The sequence below is a fragment of the Citrobacter freundii complex sp. CFNIH2 genome (assembly GCF_002880615.1).
Lineage (GTDB): Bacteria > Pseudomonadota > Gammaproteobacteria > Enterobacterales > Enterobacteriaceae > Citrobacter_A > Citrobacter_A amalonaticus_F.
Genome location: NZ_CP025757.1, coordinates 4755398 through 4775563, shown reverse-complemented (window position 1 = coordinate 4775563; position 20166 = coordinate 4755398). Strand labels below are relative to the sequence as shown.

The 20166-nt window shown below is 53.3% G+C and carries 18 protein-coding genes; 10 read left to right on the top strand and 8 right to left on the bottom strand.

Going from position 1 to position 20166, the window contains the following annotated elements; all coding sequences use genetic code 11:
• Positions 1-22 precede the first annotated feature (22 nt).
• Entirely contained in the window at positions 23-73 is a 51-nt protein-coding gene (gene ytgA, locus WM46_RS26530; RefSeq protein WP_211180521.1) for a protein YtgA, read from the bottom strand.
• A gap of 153 nt (positions 74-226) precedes the next feature.
• Here ytgA and pepA point away from each other — a divergent pair, with 153 nt between their 5' ends.
• The 3 genes from pepA (at position 227) to WM46_RS23405 (ending at position 5174) form a co-directional block, all read left to right on the top strand.
• A complete protein-coding gene (pepA, locus tag WM46_RS23415; RefSeq protein WP_061075379.1) occupies positions 227-1738 on the top strand; it encodes a leucyl aminopeptidase in 1512 nt (503 codons plus the stop codon).
• 137 nt (positions 1739-1875) lie between these two features.
• The gene (gene holC / locus WM46_RS23410; RefSeq protein WP_042999255.1) at positions 1876-2319 is read left to right on the top strand and encodes a DNA polymerase III subunit chi; all 444 of its coding nucleotides are present in this window, start codon (positions 1876-1878) and stop codon (positions 2317-2319) included.
• Positions 2319-5174 (top strand): valine--tRNA ligase, encoded by a 2856-nt coding sequence (locus tag WM46_RS23405; RefSeq protein ID WP_102603486.1) that lies wholly within the window; start codon positions 2319-2321, stop codon positions 5172-5174. Before holC ends, WM46_RS23405 begins: the two co-directional genes overlap by 1 nt.
• 65 nt (positions 5175-5239) lie before the next feature.
• Here the strand turns inward: WM46_RS23405 and WM46_RS23400 are convergent, their stop codons facing one another.
• Positions 5240-6439, bottom strand: a complete 1200-nt coding sequence (locus WM46_RS23400; RefSeq protein ID WP_102603485.1) for a YjgN family protein — start codon at positions 6437-6439, stop codon at positions 5240-5242.
• Between the two features lie 177 nt (positions 6440-6616).
• Between WM46_RS23400 and WM46_RS23395 the strand changes: the two genes are divergently transcribed.
• Positions 6617-7120 carry a GNAT family N-acetyltransferase gene (locus WM46_RS23395; protein WP_061075382.1) on the top strand — a complete coding sequence of 168 codons (504 nt, stop codon included), beginning with the start codon at positions 6617-6619 and terminating at the stop codon, positions 7118-7120.
• Between the two features lie 6 nt (positions 7121-7126).
• On the opposite strand, the gene WM46_RS23390 is transcribed toward WM46_RS23395, so the two are convergent.
• The 3 genes from WM46_RS23390 to rraB form a co-directional block, all read right to left on the bottom strand.
• Positions 7127-7957 (bottom strand): topoisomerase II, encoded by an 831-nt coding sequence (locus WM46_RS23390; RefSeq protein ID WP_102603484.1) that lies wholly within the window; start codon positions 7955-7957, stop codon positions 7127-7129.
• Positions 7958-8044: 87 nt separating this feature from the next.
• A complete protein-coding gene (gene miaE, locus WM46_RS23385; protein ID WP_102603483.1) occupies positions 8045-8809 on the bottom strand; it encodes a tRNA isopentenyl-2-thiomethyl-A-37 hydroxylase MiaE in 765 nt (254 codons plus the stop codon).
• 67 nt (positions 8810-8876) lie between these two features.
• On the bottom strand, positions 8877-9302 hold the full coding sequence (rraB, locus tag WM46_RS23380; RefSeq protein ID WP_102603482.1) for a ribonuclease E inhibitor RraB: 426 nt from the start codon (positions 9300-9302) through the stop codon (positions 8877-8879).
• 98 nt (positions 9303-9400) lie between these two features.
• Here rraB and argL point away from each other — a divergent pair, with 98 nt between their 5' ends.
• Positions 9401-9496 carry a putative translational regulatory protein ArgL gene (gene argL, locus WM46_RS26925; RefSeq protein WP_404979125.1) on the top strand — a complete coding sequence of 32 codons (96 nt, stop codon included), beginning with the start codon at positions 9401-9403 and terminating at the stop codon, positions 9494-9496.
• Positions 9466-10470, top strand: a complete 1005-nt coding sequence (argF, locus tag WM46_RS23375; protein ID WP_102603481.1) for an ornithine carbamoyltransferase — start codon at positions 9466-9468, stop codon at positions 10468-10470. Before argL ends, argF (WM46_RS23375) begins: the two co-directional genes overlap by 31 nt.
• A gap of 95 nt (positions 10471-10565) precedes the next feature.
• Here the strand turns inward: argF (WM46_RS23375) and WM46_RS23370 are convergent, their stop codons facing one another.
• Together WM46_RS23370 and WM46_RS23365 are read right to left on the bottom strand one after the other, a co-directional pair.
• The gene (locus WM46_RS23370; RefSeq protein ID WP_102603480.1) at positions 10566-13013 is read right to left on the bottom strand and encodes a molybdopterin guanine dinucleotide-containing S/N-oxide reductase; all 2448 of its coding nucleotides are present in this window, start codon (positions 13011-13013) and stop codon (positions 10566-10568) included.
• A 27-nt stretch (positions 13014-13040) separates the two neighbouring features.
• Positions 13041-14141 (bottom strand): NapC/NirT family cytochrome c, encoded by a 1101-nt coding sequence (locus tag WM46_RS23365; RefSeq protein WP_061075388.1) that lies wholly within the window; start codon positions 14139-14141, stop codon positions 13041-13043.
• 490 nt (positions 14142-14631) lie between these two features.
• Here WM46_RS23365 and WM46_RS23360 point away from each other — a divergent pair, with 490 nt between their 5' ends.
• Entirely contained in the window at positions 14632-15555 is a 924-nt protein-coding gene (locus WM46_RS23360; RefSeq protein WP_102602736.1) for an IS5 family transposase, read from the top strand.
• Between the two features lie 121 nt (positions 15556-15676).
• Here the strand turns inward: WM46_RS23360 and WM46_RS23355 are convergent, their stop codons facing one another.
• Complete coding sequence (locus WM46_RS23355) at positions 15677-16129, bottom strand: YhcH/YjgK/YiaL family protein (protein ID WP_042321710.1); 453 nt, start codon at positions 16127-16129, stop codon at positions 15677-15679.
• 678 nt (positions 16130-16807) lie between these two features.
• Here WM46_RS23355 and arcA point away from each other — a divergent pair.
• The 3 genes from arcA (at position 16808) to argF (WM46_RS23340) (ending at position 20107) form a co-directional block, all read left to right on the top strand.
• Positions 16808-18028 carry an arginine deiminase gene (arcA, locus tag WM46_RS23350; RefSeq protein ID WP_061075390.1) on the top strand — a complete coding sequence of 407 codons (1221 nt, stop codon included), beginning with the start codon at positions 16808-16810 and terminating at the stop codon, positions 18026-18028.
• A gap of 10 nt (positions 18029-18038) precedes the next feature.
• Positions 18039-18965, top strand: coding sequence for a carbamate kinase (arcC, locus tag WM46_RS23345; protein ID WP_102603479.1), 927 nt, complete (start codon positions 18039-18041; stop codon positions 18963-18965).
• A 125-nt stretch (positions 18966-19090) separates the two neighbouring features.
• Positions 19091-20107 (top strand): ornithine carbamoyltransferase, encoded by a 1017-nt coding sequence (gene argF, locus WM46_RS23340; protein ID WP_061075392.1) that lies wholly within the window; start codon positions 19091-19093, stop codon positions 20105-20107.
• The last annotated feature ends 59 nt before the right edge of the window (positions 20108-20166 follow it).

Sequence of the window (20166 nt, the reverse complement as noted above, 5' to 3'; positions counted from 1 at the left end):
AGCTTGTTTCATGGCTTAAACGTCATTTATTCTCTTGAGTCGTCGAAATCGTCGCTAAAATTATTATACTCAGCGGATTCGCCACTCAGAACACGTTCTGATGTGCCAATGCCGTAATAACGTTAAGATTAACACGAAGTCACCGCAACTGCGGATATGAGTTACGAAAGCTTGCAATTCTAACCGCAGGCGCCGCCGTTGTCTTTAAGATTCAGGAGCGTAGTGCATGGAGTTTAGTGTAAAAAGCGGTAGCCCGGAGAAACAGCGGAGTGCCTGCATCGTCGTGGGCGTCTTTGAACCACGCCGCCTTTCTCCGGTTGCAGAACAGCTCGATAAAATCAGCGACGGGTACATCAGTGCCCTGCTGCGTCGTGGCGAACTGGAAGGCAAACCGGGTCAGACCCTGTTGTTACACCATGTTCCCAACGTACTGTCCGAGCGTATCCTCCTCATCGGTTGTGGCAAAGAGCGCGAGCTGGATGAACGTCAGTATAAGCAGGTGATTCAGAAAACCATAAACACTCTGAATGATACCGGCTCGATGGAAGCCGTCTGCTTCCTGACCGAACTGCACGTCAAAGGCCGCAATAACTACTGGAAAGTGCGTCAGGCTGTCGAGACAGCCAAAGAGACGCTGTATAGCTTCGATCAACTGAAAACCACCAAAAGCGAGCCGCGCCGCCCGCTGCGTAAAATGGTCTTCAACGTGCCAACCCGCCGAGAACTGACCAGCGGCGAGCGTGCGATTCAGCACGGTCTGGCCATTGCCGCCGGTATTAAGGCCGCGAAAGATCTCGGCAACATGCCGCCGAACATCTGTAACGCCGCCTATTTAGCCTCACAGGCGCGTCAGTTGGCTGACAGCTACAGCAAGAATGTGGTCACCCGCGTCATCGGCGAACAGCAGATGAAAGAGCTGGGAATGCACTCTTACCTCGCCGTCGGTCACGGTTCGCAGAATGAATCGCTGATGTCAGTGATTGAGTACAAAGGCAGTCCGTCCGAAGACGTGCGTCCGATTGTGTTGGTCGGTAAAGGGCTCACCTTTGACTCCGGCGGTATCTCCATCAAGCCGGCTGAAGGCATGGACGAGATGAAGTACGACATGTGCGGAGCGGCGGCAGTGTATGGCGTAATGCGCATGGTGGCGGAACTGCAGTTGCCAATCAACGTCATCGGCGTGCTGGCAGGCTGTGAAAACATGCCTGGCGGTCGCGCCTATCGTCCGGGCGACGTGCTGACGACAATGTCTGGCCAGACGGTTGAAGTGCTGAACACCGATGCCGAAGGCCGTCTGGTACTCTGCGACGTCTTAACCTACGTTGAGCGTTTCGAGCCAGAAGCGGTTATTGACGTGGCAACCCTGACCGGCGCCTGCGTGATTGCGCTCGGCCACCACATTACCGGTCTGATGTCGAACCATAACCCGCTAGCACACGAACTGATCGGCGCGTCCGAACAAGCAGGTGACCGCGCGTGGCGTCTGCCGCTGGGTGATGAGTATCAGGAACAGCTGGAGTCCAACTTCGCGGATATGGCGAATATCGGCGGCCGTCCTGGCGGCGCAATCACCGCAGGCTGCTTCCTGTCGCGCTTTACCCGCAAGTACAACTGGGCGCACCTCGACATCGCCGGTACCGCATGGCGTTCCGGGAAAGCCAAAGGCGCAACCGGTCGTCCGGTGGCGCTGTTGTCGCAGTTCCTGCTCAATCGTGCCGGGTTTAACGGCGAAGAGTAAGTTTGAAATTGCCCCGTAGGCCGGATACGCGCAGCGCCATCCGGCAAAATGCCTGATGGCGGCGCGAATGCGCCTTATCAGGCCTACAGCGTGCAACATGGCAACGCATTTAAATCCACCACAAGAAGCCCCATATCATGAGAAACGCAACGTTCTATCTTCTGGACAACGACACACAACACGATGGCCTTAGCGCCGTCGAGCAACTGGTGTGTGAAATTGCCGCAGAACGTTGGCGCAGCGGCAAACGCGTGTTGATTGCCTGCGAAGACGAAAAGCAGGCGATTCGCCTGGATGAAGCGCTGTGGGCCAGACCGGCCGACCGTTTCGTCCCGCACAATCTGGCCGGTGAAGGGCCGCGCGGCGGTGCGCCGGTGGAAATCGCCTGGCCGGAAAAACGCAACAGCAGCCCGCGCGATCTGCTCATCAGCCTGCGCGTTGGCTTTGCAGATTTTGCCACCGCTTTCACAGAAGTGATAGACTTCGTCCCTTACGAAGATTCTCTGAAACAATCGGCACGCGAGCGCTACAAAGCCTACCGCGTGGCTGGTTTTAACCTGAATACGGCAACCTGGAAATAATGGAAAAGACATACAACCCCCAAGATATCGAACAGCCGCTTTACGAGCACTGGGAAAAGCAGGGCTATTTCAAGCCTAACGGCGATGAAAGCAAAGAGTCCTTCTGCATCATGATCCCGCCGCCGAACGTCACCGGCAGTTTGCATATGGGTCATGCTTTCCAGCAAACCATCATGGATACGCTGATCCGCTATCAGCGCATGCAGGGGAAAAATACCCTGTGGCAGGTCGGGACCGACCACGCCGGTATCGCGACCCAGATGGTGGTTGAGCGTAAAATTGCCGCTGAAGAAGGTAAAACCCGTCACGACTACGGTCGCGATGCCTTTATCGATAAAATCTGGCAGTGGAAAGCGGAATCCGGCGGCACCATCACCCGCCAGATGCGTCGTCTCGGCAACTCTGTTGACTGGGAGCGCGAGCGCTTCACCATGGACGAAGGCCTTTCCAATGCCGTGAAAGAAGTCTTTGTCCGCCTGTACAAAGAAGATCTGATTTACCGTGGCAAACGCCTGGTGAACTGGGACCCGAAACTGCGGACCGCCATTTCTGACCTGGAAGTGGAAAACCGCGAGTCTAAAGGCTCGATGTGGCACATCCGCTACCCGCTGGCCGACGGCGCGAAAACCGCAGACGGCAAAGATTACCTGGTGGTTGCGACCACCCGTCCGGAAACCCTGCTGGGCGATACCGGCGTGGCCGTCAACCCGGAAGATCCGCGCTATAAAGATCTGATTGGCAAATTCGTGGTGTTGCCGCTGGTGAACCGCCGCATTCCGATCGTCGGTGATGAACATGCCGACATGGAAAAAGGCACTGGCTGCGTGAAGATCACCCCGGCGCACGACTTTAACGACTACGAAGTCGGTCGTCGTCATGCCCTGCCAATGATCAATATCTTCACCTTTGATGGCGATATCCGCGAAACGGCGGAAGTGTACGACACCAAAGGCAATGAGTCCGACGTCTACTCCAACGAAATCCCGGCGGAATTCCAGAAACTGGAGCGCTTTGCCGCACGTAAAGCGGTGGTGGCTGCGATCGACGCGCTGGGCCTGCTGGAAGAGATTAAACCGCACGACCTGACCGTCCCGTACGGCGACCGTGGCGGCGTGGTCATCGAACCGATGCTGACCGACCAGTGGTATGTCCGTGCCGATGTACTGGCAAAACCGGCGGTAGAAGCCGTTGAGAACGGCGACATTCAGTTCGTGCCGAAGCAGTACGAAAACATGTATTTCTCCTGGATGCGCGATATTCAGGACTGGTGTATCTCCCGTCAGCTGTGGTGGGGTCACCGTATTCCGGCATGGTACGACAACGACGGTAACGTTTATGTGGGTCGCAACGAAGACGAAGTGCGTCAGGAAAACAACCTGAGCGCAGACGTTGCCCTGCGTCAGGACGACGACGTGCTGGATACCTGGTTCTCCTCCGCGCTGTGGACCTTCTCGACGCTCGGCTGGCCGGAAAACACCGACGCGCTGCGTCAGTTCCATCCGACCAGCGTGATGGTTTCCGGCTTCGACATCATCTTCTTCTGGATTGCCCGCATGATCATGATGACCATGCACTTCATCAAAGATGAAAACGGCAAGCCGCAGGTTCCGTTCAAGACGGTCTACATGACTGGTTTGATCCGCGACGACGAAGGCCAGAAGATGTCCAAATCCAAGGGTAACGTGATTGACCCGCTGGATATGGTCGACGGTATTTCGCTGCCGGAGCTGCTGGAAAAACGTACCGGCAACATGATGCAGCCGCAACTGGCTGAGAAGATTGCCAAACGTACTGAAAAACAGTTCCCGGAAGGTATCGAGCCGCACGGCACCGACGCCCTGCGTTTCACCCTGGCCGCGCTGGCGTCTACCGGTCGCGACATCAACTGGGATATGAAGCGCCTGGAAGGTTATCGTAACTTCTGTAACAAGCTGTGGAACGCCAGCCGTTTTGTGCTGATGAACACCGAAGAGCAGGATTGCGGCTTCAACGGCGGCGAGATGACCCTGTCGCTGGCGGACCGCTGGATCCTCGCTGAATTCAACCAGACCACCAAAGCGTATCGTGAAGCGCTGGATAACTTCCGTTTCGATATCGCCGCGGGCATTCTGTACGAGTTCACCTGGAACCAGTTCTGTGACTGGTATCTGGAGCTGACCAAGCCGGTCATGACCGGCGGTTCTGAAGCCGAACTGCGTGGCACCCGCCATACGCTGGTGACCGTGCTGGAAGGTCTGCTGCGCCTGGCGCACCCGATCATCCCGTTCATCACCGAAACCATCTGGCAGCGAGTGAAAGTGATTGCCGGTATTACCGCTGACACCATCATGCTGCAGCCGTTCCCGGAATATAACGCCGCACAGGTTGATGAAGCCGCACTCGCTGACACCGAATGGCTGAAGCAGGCGATCGTTGCCGTACGTAACATCCGTGCGGAAATGAACATTGCGCCGGGTAAACCGCTGGCGCTGCTGCTGCGTGGTTGCAGTGATGACGCGATGCGTCGCGTAAACGACAACCGTAGCTTCCTGCTGAACCTGGCGCGTCTGGAAAGCATCACCGTACTGCCTGCCGATGACAAAGGTCCGGTTTCCGTGACCAAAATCATCGACGGCGCCGAGCTGCTGATCCCGATGGCGGGCCTTATCAACAAAGAAGATGAGCTGGCGCGTCTGGCGAAAGAAGTGGCGAAAATCGAAGGCGAAATTAGCCGTATCGAAAACAAACTCGCTAACGAAGGCTTTGTTGCACGCGCGCCGAAAGCGGTGATCGCCAAAGAGCGTGAGAAGCTGGAAGGCTACGCCGAAGCGAAAGCGAAGTTGATTGAGCAACAGGCGGTGATCGCCGCGCTGTAATCACGGACAGTGGTAATGTAAAAAGGCCGGAGCATGCTCCGGCCTTTTTGTATCAGACTTTTGTATCAGATAAAGGGAATCTGCGTCATCATGCCGCGAGACAGCACCGCAATCGGCCCTGTCTCAGGCTGCTCATCATGGTCAGTCAGTTCCAGAGTATCCAGATCGCCATCAACCCATGTATTCGCCGCCAGGAAACGCAGATAGCGCATCTTCATGAACGGATAAGCCAGCCCCAGTGTGATGGACGAGACCACGGCAATCAGCACCCACTGCACTATCAGTGCATGAAATGCGATACCGGAATGAAAACGGATACTGCCGTCCGCGAGAGTCAGGTTGTTCATAAAGTGGTTGCGCAACCCCATCCACATATAACCCGTAGAGAAAAGTATCGCCGCGAAGTAAAGCAAGTAACAGGCGATGATTTCCCCCTGGTAACTTAAAATCAACATTCCCAGCCTCTCGTCACTCATTCCCCCACCCATATTGGCCAGCACGATTGCACCGAAAATGTCAGAAAAGAGCCAGGCGATAACCACCAGGAAGGGAACAAGAATCAGCATCGACAGTAAACACACTTTGATGCACTGCTTCACACTGGCGGCAACGGAGAAACGGTGAATACCAAACTGCCCTCCCCCACCAACCAGTGAAATCCATTTCGCATAGATGATACCGGCAATTATTCCCATACCCACGAGAAAAATGACAAATGCCAGCAAGAATTTTGTAATAATAGCCTCTACGTTATAAGAAATATCACCAGGAATACTCACTATTACAAGAATCAATACTGTCAGTATAATATAGAGCACGACAGGCAATCCCATCATCACCCACCATGCGCGCCCCAATGAGCAGTGAAAGTTAAAACGCACATTATTCAGTGTGGTCATCATGGCATTATATTTTATGCTTTTGACCATAAAGACAGGTAATACGAGGAAAAATACTAACATTAACGTCAGTTCAAGAGCCGGAATCGCCGCGAAGAAGGAGATGACGACAAAAAAAAGGACGACGAATAACCAACTCAAAAAAATGGCCAACCCTGTCGCATGATAACCAAAACGCGCGCCATTCAATTCCATGTTTTCATAAACATAGCGACGACTACGTACGATTGCCCACGGTGTATAAATGCCAAGAGTAATGACGCATAGAAGGACATTAGTTAAGCAGATGATAAAATACTCCCCGGCACGACCATGAAAGTCAAACTGCCAACGAGGCTTCCGTTCATTGTTCGCAAACAAATCCATAACAATTCCTTTGTTTTCAAAAATAAATCTAATAAATAATAAAAGTATCCTTATTAGCAAAGATAGAATAACCTGTTCGCTGAATAAACGCTTGTTTTTTTACGTACCGCTTGCATGCTTTCAAAGAGAATGATATCAATTACAATTATATATATTTAGCTTTAACAAACGAAAAATATGAGTAATCAACAGCATCAGACGCTCACTCTCCGCCCTCTTTCAGCACAGGATAATCCTGCCATCGCTGACGTTATCCGTCAGGTTTCCGCCGAATATGGTCTCACCGCTGACAAAGGCTATACCGTTGCCGATCCGAATCTGGATGAGCTGTATCAACTCTACTCGCAACCAGGACATGCATATTGGGTGGTAGAGCGTAATGGCGAAGTTGTGGGTGGCGGCGGAATTGCGCCGTTAACCTGTAGCGAACCCGATATTTGCGAACTGCAAAAAATGTACTTTTTGCCTGCGGCGCGCGGACAAGGCATGGCGAAAAAGCTGGCGCTGATGGCGATGGATCACGCCCGCGCGCAGGGATTTAAACATTGCTATCTGGAAACAACCGCCTTTTTACGCGAAGCGATTGGCCTGTATGAACATTTAGGGTTTGAGCATATCAGCGAACCGCTGGGCTGCACCGGGCACGTCGATTGCGAAGTGCGGATGCTCAAACCCCTGTAATACCGGCTATTGCATCTCAGGCGATACCGAAAGTCGAATCACGCCAGCGGCCTGCGCGGCTGGCAATTTCAACACTTCCGTCCACATATCCTGCACCAGATCGCAAACGACCTTCTCTTTCCCGATCCCCTTCTCCGGCTCAGCCATAAGCTGTACATCCTGCCCGTAGCGCTGCACCAGTACCGGTACGACGCTTTGCAGATCCTGCATTGCCTGCTGTTTCTCAGTGTCGGTTACCGTGTGTTTATTAGGGCCGTATGCCGCGCGCATCATCGCCGCATCGCCTTCCATACGCCGTTTCAGAATATCCGGCGAGATCAGACGCGTTGGGTTAATGCCGCCTTTGACCTGCGGGAAGAGAAAGCGGAAACACTCGTCGTCGCCTTTTTTCTGCACCGCCGCAGTCTGTTCGAGATTGATCTTCATATAATCAATGACATTACTGTCCGGCGCCTGCTGTAAACGCGACATCTGAATTTGCAGCACCTGCGGTTGAATGGTATCGATAATTTGTTGTTCGGTTTTGCCTTCATTTTTCAGCTGTAGCGCCTGGGTGCGAAGATGGACCCAGAATGCTGGCTCCTGTTCCTTCAGTACCTGAAACGTCGGCATTTGCAGTAGCGCGGCATCAAACTGTTGCTCTTCCGTCTGACCGGACGCCGCTTTGTCTCGCGGGATCAGGTAGTGCACGTCAAAGAGGTTCCACGCGACGATCGCCACCATCATCAGTACCGCGCCGGAAGCCTTCCCCACCCAGCCTTTTTTACGCATGAGCCCTATCACCGCGGCGATGACCGCGCCGACGTAGCCTGCGAGAAGTACATGTGTCCAGTTCATCGGTATTGGTATTCCTTGCCCTGAAAAGGACATATTTTTCACTGCCCGCGTCGGGATGTCACCTTACGGCGGGCAGAACTACCGAAATTAAGAGGCGACGGGGACACCGCTGTGAAAGCGAAACTCGTTGTCCGGCGAGACGATCAACGCCGCTTCCACGTCGCCAAAATAGCGGACGCGGGGAGAAATATCTTCCAGCGAAACCTGTTGCGCCAGCGCCAGATAGTCCTGGTAGTGACGCGCTTCGGAGCGCAGCAGCGACAGATAGAATTTTTGCAGGTCATCATCGAGAAACGGGGCCAGCGCGGCGAAGCGTTCGCAGGAGCGCGCTTCGATGTAGGCACCGCAAATCAGCTTATCAATCAACATCAGCGGTTCGTGCGTACGCACCGCTTTCAGCATCCCTTTCGCGTAGCGACTGGCGGTGATCTTCACGTAAGGAATGTTTCTGGCCTGCATCGCTTCTCGCACCTGCCAGAAGTGGTGCAATTCTTCCTTTATCAACAGCACCATGCTGTTGATAAGCTGACGGCCCCACGGATCGTCCGTTTCCGGCATCACGCTTTTACCCATCTGTTTATGGAGCGCAACAAAGTCCGGTTCCGGCCCCTCCCGGAAAGCAAAAGCTTCATACGGCTGTAGCCAGGCGAGCAGCGCATCCGCACCCGGTTTATCCGCTACGTACTTACGCACCAGCAGCATCGCCGTTTGCGCCGCCTTGAGTTCGCATATCAGATGATCGGTGAGCAGCAGAGGAAGGTTTTGCGGATCGCGCGCCTGGTCAACCCAGGCCTGCGGGGTCGGACAGTGCAGAAACTGGCGTACCGGGGAGAGAATTTGCGGATAATCCATGTGTACCCTGTCGAAAGAGTACGGCAGCACACTGCCGTACTTTTTAACATTTTAACGTTTGGAGATCTTAGTGACGCACGCCGTCGTCATCTTCGTCGACGTAGTCTTCGTCGTCGCCCTCTTCACCTTCTTCACCGTTCGGATCTTCAAAGTAGGTGCCCCAGCCGTCGTACTCGACGTCATATTTCTCAGCCAGATTCATCAACTGTTCAACCTGCGCGTCGATGAGGTCAGCTTTCAGCGCACATTCACTAAGGATATCGCAGCAAATGACGGTGTCGCCTTCTTCCACTTCCAGCTCTTCCGGCTCAGTCACTTCGTAGCCAAGTTTAAACGCTTCAACCGCGACTTTTTCCAGGGTTTCAAAATCGTCTGCGGAAAGATGGTGTTCGATGGTGTACAGCGCGTCCGGGTCGCTACCATCATCCAGTAATTCTTCAATAATCAGGCGCGTTTCTTCACGCTGCTCTTCCAGTAGTTCCGGGTTTGCCATGGCTCGTTCCTCATAATGTCCTGCCGATACTCTTATTGTCACATACCGCCGTCATTGCCTCCACCTTTCCAGAAAAGATTTGTGAAACAGGGTTGCAAATGCATAATCATCCATATAAATTGAATTTTAATTCAATAGATGGCATTCGCCATGGGAGGGAACTATGTCAGGTTTTTATCAGAAGCATTTTTTAAAATTACTCGATTTCACCCCTGCTGAACTCACCGCACTCGTCCAACTTGCCGCAAAACTAAAAGCCGATAAGAAAAACGGCAAAGAAGAACAAAAACTTACAGGCAAAAACATCGCGCTCATCTTCGAAAAAGACTCGACCCGTACACGATGCTCTTTCGAAGTTGCCGCTTACGACCAGGGGGCTCGCGTCACTTATCTCGGTTCCAGCGGGAGCCAGATTGGGCATAAAGAGTCAATTAAAGACACCGCGCGCGTGTTGGGCCGGATGTATGACGGCATTCAGTATCGCGGTTACGGTCAGGAAGTGGTCGAAACGCTGGCCGAATATGCTGGCGTCCCGGTATGGAATGGGTTGACCAACGAGTTTCACCCTACCCAATTACTGGCTGACCTGCTGACGATGCAGGAACATCTGCCAGGTAAGGCGTTTAACGACATGACGCTGGTTTACGCCGGCGATGCGCGCAATAACATGGGTAACTCAATGCTGGAAGCCGCCGCGCTCACCGGGCTGGATCTGCGCCTGGTGGCTCCCAAAAGCTGCTGGCCGGAAGCATCGCTGGTCGCAGAATGCAGCGCAATGGCGAAGAAAAACGGCGGCAACATTACGCTCACCGAAGATATCGCGGCTGGCGTGAAAGGGGCGGACTTTATCTACACCGACGTCTGGGTGTCGATGGGCGAACCGAAAGATATGTGGGCGGAACGTATCGCCATGCTGCGCGACTACCAGGTCAACAGCCAGATGATGGCGCTTTCCGGGAACCCGCAGGTGAAGTTCCTGCACTGTCTGCCCGCGTTTCATGATGACCAGACCACGCTCGGTAAAAAAATGGCGGAGGAATTTGGTCTGCACGGCGGAATGGAAGTCACCGATGAAGTGTTTGAATCCCCGGCCAGTATTGTGTTCGACCAGGCTGAAAACCGGATGCACACCATTAAAGCGGTGATGGTGGCGACGCTGGCACAATAATATTGTCCGCAAAGAAAAACCCCACATAACAATGTGGGGTTCATCAGCAGTCTGAAGCGAAAATCATCGTTTCCGCCCAGTGTTACAACCGTGAATTATGCGCCCATTGGCGGTGTAAACGCGGTAAGTTCCAGCTCCGGTCCGGTGTATTTCTCCGCCATCACCAGCGCAGTGTTGCCCGCGCAGCCATTCGCCAGACGCGAGGTCGGGATGTCTTTGGTAAGCACGTTGGCACCACCGTTTTTACAGATCCCGGTACCGGCGTAATCCAGATCCGGCCATGCACCTTCATGGATACACACCACGCCCTGCTTGATGCCGTCGGTGACTTTCGCGCCAGTCAGTACCTGACCACGCGCATTCCAGACGCGCACCAAATCGCCATCGGCAATGCCGCGTTTTTTCGCATCTTCCGGATGAATGTAGAACGGCTCACGGTTGGCCACCGCATACTGTTTGCGCAGCGACGCATAGTTAAGCTGACTGTGTAAACGATACGCCGGATGCGCGGTCAGCAGCTGCAGTTCATCCTCCTTCGCGTTGCCAGCCCACTCGTCTGGTTCCAGCCAGGTCGGATGCGCCGGGCAATCCTTATAGTTGAAGCCTTCGATGGTTTTCGAGTAAATCTCGATTTTACCGCTCGGCGTACCCAGCGGGTTCATCACCGGGTCCTTGCGGAAATCGGCATAGCGCACGAAAACTTCTTCTTTCGGATTCTTACGCATTTCGATCAGCTTGTTCGCCTCCCAGAAAGCGGTGAACTGCGGCATATTGACGCGCTGTTGGCGCGCGCCTTTCTGCGCCACGTCGTAGAACTCGCGCAGCCAGTCCATTTCGCTCTTGCCTTCAGTGTAAGCAGCTTTACCGCCTGGTTTCAGCAGCTCAGCCATATCCGCGAACACGTCAAAATCATTGCGGGCTTCGAACTGTGGTGGGATGGCTTGTTTCATCGGCACCAGATGCTGGTTGCTGTAGTCGCCGGTCATGGTCAGATCGTTACGTTCAAACGATGTAGTGATCGGCAGAACAATATCAGCGTGCTTGGCGGCAGCCGTCCAGTAACACTCGGAGATCACCACCAGTTCCGGTTTTTGCCAGGCTTTCACCAGACGGTTGGTGTCCTGATGATGAGTGAAGTTGCCACCGCCGGCCCACCAGATCATGCGCAGATCGGGGAAGGTTTGTTCCTTACCATTATGTTGATATTTGCCGCCGGGGTTTTCCAGGGCTTCAACAATACGCGCCACCGGGAACGCTTCAACCGCATCGGAAGTTGCCCAGTCGTTGCCAGCAGACGAGCCGCCTGCGATTGTCGCTGAAATCGCCGACAGCACACCGCCACTGCGAGTTGGGTTGCCGCCGTTAGAGTAATGGTAAGAGAAACCAAAACCGCCGCCTTCGGTCCCAATCTGGCCGAGCATCGCCGCCAGGGTAACCAGCATCCAGTGGCGCTGTTCGCCATACTGCTGACGCTGAATGCCCCAACCCGCCATCAGCATGGTTTTATTCTTGGCAAAGATTTCCGCCAGAATTTCCATTTGCTTCGCCGGAACGCCGCAAATCTTCTCGGCCCAGGCCGGATTTTTCGGCGTGTTGTCGTTCTTACCGGTCAGATACGCTTCGAACTCGCCATAGCCGGTGGTGTATTTATCGAGGAAGGCTTTGTCATGCAGTCCTTTTTCTACCAGCGCGGACGCAATACCCAACATCAGCGCCACGTCAGTACCCATATTCGGCGCAATCCACTGTGCTTTATCACCGAAGAACTCGATCGTTTCTGAGCGTTGTGGATCGATGGCGATAACGGTTTTGCCGGAAGCTTTCAGTTTATTGAAGTACTCGAGGCCTTGCTCATCAGTACTGGTCCAGGCAATTTTCAGGGTGTTCAGCGGGTTAAGGCCCCACAGGACCACCACCTGGCTATGTTCGAGGAGCAGCGGCCATGCCGTCTGCTGTTCGTAAACTTCAACCGAACCGACGACGTGCGGCATGATCACTTGCGCCGCGCCAGTAGAGTAGTCGCCGGTATGCCCGGTATAGCCGCCTGCCATGCTCATGTAGCGCTGAAGCAACGTCTGCGCTTTGTGCAGCACACCACTGGAGCGCCAGCCATAAGAACCCGCAAATACGGAAGATGGGCCATGCTCAGCACGGATACGGGCGTGTTGCTCGTGGATGAGCTTCAGGGCGTCTTCCCATGACACTTTGACGAATTCGTCTTTACCACGGTTGCCGTCCGGTTTGCCCGGCGCATTCAGAAAGCCTTTACGCACCATCGGAGATTGAATACGGCACGGGGTATGTGCCTGATCGGGTGCGGTAGTTTGCAGATCATTGGGAATCGTTTTCGCCAGCGCGCCGCGCGACGACACAATTTTGCCGTCTTTAACGTCGATGTACATCGCCCCCCAACGCCCTGCCGTCAGGATGGCATTACCCGGCGCCTCTGCGGCCCACGCTGGCATCGGGATTGCCGAGGTAATCATCATCGCGCCAGCGGAACCGCCAGCATACTTTATAAAGTTACGTCGTGTAAGGTTCATAGGTTTTCCTTTAATCGTAATTGTCAGTTATTCCTTAGAGGTAAAATCTTTGGCGTGATACTGGAACCAGCGAGTAAGGATGTCTAAATCCTCGGCGCTGATATCCGTTCTCGCGCCCATCCCTTTTGCTACGGAAGGCCAGGCATTTAAGGTGTAATGCTCGGAGGAAATCGGCGCATGACATCCGGAGCAATACGTTTTGTCGAGTGTTTTGGCGTAGTCCCAGATGACGTCGGGTTTACTCAGTGCGGGTTCAGCCAGAGGTGCGCGTAGAGACACATTGCGCCATGCGTTTCCGTAGGGATCCTTTTCCCAGTCGCTGGAGATTTTGAGCGCTTTTTGACCTTCATCGGTGAGTGTGGCAAGGATCAAACGCTGACCCGCCGCGAAGTAAATCACCTGTTCAGCGCCCTGCATTTGGCTACCGGTAATCTCCACTTCCCGCGCATCGCCGGAATGCCCCACCACGTTCAGTTTGGTGGCCGGATAAACCGTGCCCAGGTTGCCCAGTGCGGCAGGCGCGACGGGGTACACTTCTTTCGCATCAGCCGGCGTCTGGCGCGCGTTTTCCATCAGCGCATCATGGGCTTTGGTGTCAATCGTGATTTCAGGCGGGAAGTGCGCGATACCTTTATGGCAATCAATACAGGTTTGTTTTTCTTTGATACCCAGCGCATGCATTTTCTGCGCATCGGCACTCTGCTTTTGTAGATCCATGGCGTCAAACTGATGGCACGAGCGGCAGGTCGCCGAATCGTTAGCTTTCATCTGCTCCCAGACGGTCTCCGCCATCTCGAGGCGATGTGCCTCATATTTTTCCGGTGTATCAATTTTGCCGGTGACAAACTCATGCCAGATATCCTTACTGGCCCGAACTTTGGTGATCAGGTAATCCATACCCGATTGTGGAATGTGGCAATCACGGCACTCAGCACGGATACCTTTTTGGTTCATAAAGTGCGCAGACCCCTGGTACTCTTCATAGGGTGCTTGCATTGTGTGGCAGGAGAGACAAAACGAGGTATCTGACGTTTTATGCATTATCCACATCGATGACAGCGCGAGTGTTCCCCCCAGCAGAATACCCACGAATACAAGACCCGCTATCCACTTCCATTTTTTATTCATACCTTGCCCTGAAATTAATTCAAAAGTTAATATTTAATTTTGTGCAATGTATTTTGCTGGATGATTTTTCAACAAGAATTGATGTAACACAAAAGTGTTATTAACCAGAAAGAGTTAAACGTGCTTTTGATCGAGTTTTTGAAAGTTAACAGGAAAGGTTACAGCTAACTGTATGTTGTGACTGAAGTTACGCCGGTAGCGATATAAAATTAAATATACAACGACTAACTAAAATCAAGCCGCCGTTATATATTTAAATACATAAGGAAATAATGTGATCGCGGTGCACTATTAATGGCTGAAATAAACCGTCTTTTACCGTTCGGGTCACTTCTTAATGAATACCGATGCAGTTTACGATTTTTCTACTCGCGCTGGAGCAAGGATCTTTATGGACGAATGTAGGATAAATCGGCTTTGTTGAATAAATCGAACTTTTGGCCGTAGTCAGGATCAGATCACCATATTCCCGATCCTGTAGCGGTATCACATGGCAAAACAAACGTTCAAAATCACCAACTGGGCTGACTACAACAAGGCGCTCGTCAATCGGGGCTCACTGACATTCTGGCTTGATGAGTCGACTACTCAGGCCTGGTATGAACAGCCCAACACGTCTTCACGTGGTCGTCCTCAGCGTTATTCTGAGCTCGCTATTACCACCGTACTGATGCTCAAACGCGTCTTTCACCTCACACTGCGCGCCGCGCAGGGGTTTATTGACTCTATTTTTATCCTGATGAAGCTCCCGCTCCGTTGTCCGGATTACTCCTGCGTCAGCAGACGGGCTAAGTCCGTCAATATCCCGTTCAAAACCCCCACGCGCGGCGAAATAGCCCATCTGGTTATCGACTCCACCGGATTAAAAGTCTTCGGTGAGGGTGAGTGGAAGGTGAAAAAACACGGCCAGGAAAAGCGCCGCGTCTGGCGTAAACTGCACCTGGCGGTAGACGCCGGTACGCATGAGGTTATCTGCGCTGAACTTTCCCTGAACAATGTGACTGATGCAGAGGCATTCCCGGGGCTTATCCGTCAGACGCACAGGAAAATTCGGGTCGCCTGCGCAGATGGGGCGTATGACACAAAACGGTGCCACGACGAGCTAAGGCGCAAGAAAATTATGGCATTAATCCCGCCGCGAGCGCGTTCCGGTTACTGGCCGGCGGAGTATGCCGACAGAAATCAGGCGGTGGCGAGGCAGCGTCTGACGGGGAGTAATGCTTACTGGAAATGGCACACGGCTTACAACCGGCGTTCTGTGGCAGAAACGGCGATGTACCGTGTTAAACAACTGTTCGGTGGGCATCTTACGCTGCGGGATTATGATGCGCAGGTTGGAGAAGCTATGGCCATGATCCGTGCCTTAAACAAAATGACGCGAGCAGGCATGCCAGAAAGTGTACGAATTGCCTGAGGAAGTGACTGAAAGGGAAAGTTTTTATTTAAACCCGATTTATTCAACAAAGCCGGATAAATCATAAAAAGGACAGCCGCTCCGATTCAGGGAGCGGCTGTGCAATTCCTGCCTTTTCTGTTTAAGCCACCAGCAGCTTAACTACCGCTTTACGCACCGGGGCAGGCGCGCCGACGGCGCACAGCGGTTTGTGCACTTCTTGCGGATAAAAGACGACAAAGTCACCTTCATTCAGGATCAGCGTTTTCTCCTGCTCGCCTTCCGCTAAAAACGCAATATCTTTATCAGCCAGCCAGTCGGTATCCGGCTTACCGGCAGGCAGTACGCTGAAGGTCATCCCTTCCTGCCCTTTCAGCACGATCTGAATATCCAGATAGCGCGCGTGATACTCCGCACGACGCTTCTCGAACGGCTCGGTCATATCTTCAGAAATCAGGTAGAACAGACGGCTACCGTCAATCTCATGTTTCCCCTTCTCCGTCGTCTCGGTGACGTTTGCCTTAATGTACTCAATCGCCTGGCGGAGTTCTTCAGGAAGCCAGGATTGCAGATGGTGAATATTACCAACGATCATCTCATACCCCTCATTCAAAACAGCGTTTCAATTTTTAGTTGTTATACGAAAAAAAGTCCGGTCGTGCCATCGCTATCTTGCAAAGTTTTGCGTCAGCGCATGTTTATCGCTGAAGTTGTTGACTGTCTGTTAACACTAAACAGCGATCTATGCATCTTTAATGCATAAAATGTAAACATGCCCAATGAAGAACTCTCGCAACAAATTGTTATATAAGGATTTATAAGAAAAACCCTTAGTCGATCACAATTCATTTCCACTGCTTAATCAATGATAATCGCCATAGTTATTGCTCAATTTACTTTATGGAGAAAATAATATAATTCACAATACGCATATCTATGCATTAAATTAATATTACTCGATAAAAATCATAATGTTACGTTGTTTTCATTCTTTGCTTTAGCCAACAAATAATTAACACTAAAGAATAATCTGACGTATAACTGCGTAGTAATTCAGGTTAAGACTTTTTATTTTTGTTATTTCTCAGACCTCTGTCATATATTAATTAAGAAAAAACAAATAACCGAATGGATGTGAAACTCATCACATTTCCGACCTCTAAATAATTCAATGATGCCTCTCGAAAAATATCGGAACACTTATGACTGCGAGCATTTTCATTATTCGCAGCCACCCCCTTTTTATTCCTGAAATAGAGTGAAAGGTATCGTAATGGAAAAACATTATGTCGGTTCTGAAATCGGCCAACTACGTAGTGTGATGTTGCATCGCCCTAATCTCAGCCTGAAACGCCTCACGCCGTCTAACTGCCAGGAGCTGCTGTTTGATGACGTACTGTCAGTTGAACGCGCAGGTGAAGAGCATGATATTTTCGCCAACACGTTACGCGAGCAGGGTATCGAAGTTCTGTTACTGACTGATTTACTGACACAAACTCTGGATATCGCGGATGCTAAAAGCTGGCTACTGGAAACGCAAATCTCGGATTATCGACTTGGCCCTACTTTCGCCACCGACATCCGCGCCTGGCTGGCCGACATGTCGCACCGGGAACTGGCCCGTCATTTAAGCGGCGGACTCACCTACGGTGAAATTCCCGCCTCAATTAAAAATATGGTGGTTGATACCCACGATATTAATGACTTTATTATGAAGCCATTGCCAAACCATTTATTTACCCGCGATACCTCTTGCTGGATATATAACGGTGTGTCCATTAACCCAATGGCCAAACCGGCTCGCCAGCGTGAAACCAATAATCTACGGGCCATTTATCGCTGGCATCCGCAATTTGCCGACGGCGATTTTATTAAATATTTCGGCGACGAGAATATCAATTACGACCATGCCACCTTAGAAGGCGGCGATGTGCTGGTCATCGGGCGCGGTGCGGTGCTGATCGGCATGTCTGAACGCACGACGCCGCAGGGGATCGAGTTCCTTGCCCAGTCGCTGTTTAACCATCGCCAGGCCGAACGGGTGATTGCCGTTGAGCTCCCCAAACACCGCTCCTGCATGCACCTCGACACCGTCATGACCCACATCGATATCGACACCTTCTCCGTCTATCCGGAAGTGGTGCGCCAGGACGTGCAGTGCTGGACCTTGACACCAGACGGCCGGGGCGGCCTGAAACGTACCGAAGAACGCACGCTGGTTAACGCCATTGAGAAAGCGCTCGGCATCGATCAGGTGCGCCTGATTACCACTGGCGGCGACGCCTTTGAAGCCGAGCGTGAGCAGTGGAACGACGCCAACAACGTCCTCACGCTGCGCCCCGGCGTGGTGGTGGGCTACGAGCGCAACATCTGGACCAACGAGAAATACGACAAAGCTGGCATCACTGTGCTGCCTATCCCCGGCGATGAACTGGGACGCGGACGCGGCGGCGCGCGCTGCATGAGTTGCCCACTGGAACGCGATGGCATTTAAGGAACCCACCATGCAAAACAAACCGACTCTGGTTGTCGCCCTCGGCGGCAATGCGTTGCTCAAGCGCGGCGAACCGCTGGAAGCCGATGTCCAGCGCAAGAACATCGTCCTGGCAGCGAAAACGATCGCCCAACTCACACAGCAGTGGCGGGTGGTGCTGGTTCACGGCAACGGACCGCAGGTGGGCCTGCTGGCATTGCAAAACAGCGCCTACGACCGCGTCACCCCCTACCCGCTGGATATTCTCGGGGCGGAAAGCCAGGGGATGATCGGCTACATGCTGCAACAGGCGCTGAAGAACCAACTGCCGCAGCGCGAAATCAGCGTCCTGCTCACGCAGGTGGAAGTGGACCCTAACGATCCGGCCTTTCACAACCCGACCAAGTATATCGGTCCGGTTTATGACCCTGCCCAGGCCGACGCGTTGCAGGCCGAAAAAGGTTGGGTCTTCAAAGCGGACGGCAAAGCGTTCCGCCGCGTGGTGCCTTCACCGCAGCCAAAACGCATCGTAGAGAGCGACGCCATCCAGGCGCTGATCGCCCGCGATCATCTGGTCATCTGTAACGGCGGCGGCGGCGTGCCGGTCGTCGAGAGAGCGGACGGTTACCACGGCCTGGAAGCGGTGATCGACAAAGACCTTTCCGCCGCGCTGCTCGCCAGCCAGATCCACGCCGACGCGCTGCTGATCCTGACCGATGCCGACGCGGTGTACCTCGACTGGGGCAAACCGACCCAGCGTCCCCTGGCACAGGTGACACCCGAACTCTTGAGCGAAATGCAATTTGATGCCGGTTCGATGGGACCCAAAGTCAGCGCCTGCGCCGACTTTGTCAGCCGCTGCCACGGCATTGCGGGCATCGGTTCGCTGGCCGATGGCCCGGCCATTCTCGCCGGAGATAAAGGCACCCTGATCCGGCGCGAAACCGCTGTCGCATAACCCTTTTTACCTGATGGCACGAATCCGTAGGCCCGGATAAGGCGACGCCGCTATCCGGCAGAGAAACGCAGCCATTGCCTGATGGCGCTGCGCTTATCAGGCCTACATCAAACAAGGATACATTGATGGCTATTTCACTGAAAAATCGCAATTTTTTGAAGCTTCTCGACTTTACTCCGGCGGAGATCCAGTTCCTTATCGATCTGGCGATTGAACTGAAAGCGGCGAAAAAAGCCGGGCGCGAAAAGCAAACGCTGATCGGGAAAAACATCGCGCTGATATTCGAAAAAACCTCCACCCGCACCCGCTGTGCTTTTGAAGTCGGGGCATTCGACCAGGGCGCGCAGGTCACTTACCTCGGCCCAAGCGGCTCGCAGATCGGTCATAAAGAGTCGATGAAAGATACCGCTCGTGTACTGGGTCGGATGTACGACGGCATCGAATACCGCGGGTTCGGTCAGCAGATCGTTGAGGAACTGGGGCAATACGCCGGGGTACCGGTGTGGAATGGCCTGACCGACGAATTCCATCCCACGCAGATCCTCGCGGATCTGATGACCATGCTGGAGCACGCGCCTGGGAAAACGCTGCCCGAGCTGAGCTTCGCCTACCTTGGCGATGCGCGCAACAACATGGGCAATTCCCTGATGGTCGGCGCCGCGAAGATGGGCATGGATATTCGCCTCGTCGCGCCAAAATCCTTCTGGCCAGATGAAACGCTGGTTGCGCAATGCCGCGACATCGCCAGCACCACCGGGGCACGCATCACGCTGACCGACGATGTGGAAGAAGGCGTCTACGACGTTGATTTTCTGTACACCGACGTCTGGGTCTCAATGGGAGAACCGAAAGACGCTTGGGCGGAACGCGTCAGCCTGATGACGCCGTACCAGATCAACCAGAAGGTCATCGACGCCACCGGCAACCCCAACGTGAAGTTCATGCACTGCCTGCCCGCCTTCCATAACGAACACACCAAAGTGGGACGTGAAATTGAAGCCGCCTACGGCCTGAAAGGGCTGGAAGTGACGGAAGAGGTTTTTGAATCCGCACACTCCATCGTGTTCGACGAAGCGGAAAACCGCATGCACACCATCAAAGCGGTGATGGTGGCGACGCTCGGCGACTCACTCACACGGTAGCTACTGGACCGAATGCACCGGGCGCGGGTGCCTTCCTGACCCGCGCCCACGTAAGGAGA

Excerpts from the sequence above, each read along its gene's own strand:
- WM46_RS23405 (WP_102603486.1), top strand. The coding sequence starts at position 2,319 with ATGGAAAAGACATACAACCCCCAAGATATCGAACAGCCGCTTTACGAG.
- rraB (WP_102603482.1), bottom strand. The coding sequence starts at position 9,302 with ATGGCAAACCCGGAACTACTGGAAGAGCAGCGTGAAGAAACGCGCCTG.
- argF (WP_102603481.1), top strand. The coding sequence starts at position 9,466 with ATGTCAGGTTTTTATCAGAAGCATTTTTTAAAATTACTCGATTTCACC.
- pepA (WP_061075379.1), top strand. The coding sequence starts at position 227 with ATGGAGTTTAGTGTAAAAAGCGGTAGCCCGGAGAAACAGCGGAGTGCC.
- argF (WP_061075392.1), top strand. The coding sequence starts at position 19,091 with ATGGCTATTTCACTGAAAAATCGCAATTTTTTGAAGCTTCTCGACTTT.
- WM46_RS23355 (WP_042321710.1), bottom strand. The coding sequence starts at position 16,129 with ATGATCGTTGGTAATATTCACCATCTGCAATCCTGGCTTCCTGAAGAA.
- WM46_RS23360 (WP_102602736.1), top strand. The coding sequence starts at position 14,632 with ATGGCAAAACAAACGTTCAAAATCACCAACTGGGCTGACTACAACAAG.
- WM46_RS23395 (WP_061075382.1), top strand. The coding sequence starts at position 6,617 with ATGAGTAATCAACAGCATCAGACGCTCACTCTCCGCCCTCTTTCAGCA.
- WM46_RS23400 (WP_102603485.1), bottom strand. The coding sequence starts at position 6,439 with ATGGATTTGTTTGCGAACAATGAACGGAAGCCTCGTTGGCAGTTTGAC.
- WM46_RS23390 (WP_102603484.1), bottom strand. The coding sequence starts at position 7,957 with ATGAACTGGACACATGTACTTCTCGCAGGCTACGTCGGCGCGGTCATC.
- WM46_RS23365 (WP_061075388.1), bottom strand. The coding sequence starts at position 14,141 with ATGAATAAAAAATGGAAGTGGATAGCGGGTCTTGTATTCGTGGGTATT.
- holC (WP_042999255.1), top strand. The coding sequence starts at position 1,876 with ATGAGAAACGCAACGTTCTATCTTCTGGACAACGACACACAACACGAT.
- miaE (WP_102603483.1), bottom strand. The coding sequence starts at position 8,809 with ATGGATTATCCGCAAATTCTCTCCCCGGTACGCCAGTTTCTGCACTGT.
- argL (WP_404979125.1), top strand. The coding sequence starts at position 9,401 with ATGCATAATCATCCATATAAATTGAATTTTAATTCAATAGATGGCATT.
- WM46_RS23370 (WP_102603480.1), bottom strand. The coding sequence starts at position 13,013 with ATGAACCTTACACGACGTAACTTTATAAAGTATGCTGGCGGTTCCGCT.
- arcA (WP_061075390.1), top strand. The coding sequence starts at position 16,808 with ATGGAAAAACATTATGTCGGTTCTGAAATCGGCCAACTACGTAGTGTG.
- arcC (WP_102603479.1), top strand. The coding sequence starts at position 18,039 with ATGCAAAACAAACCGACTCTGGTTGTCGCCCTCGGCGGCAATGCGTTG.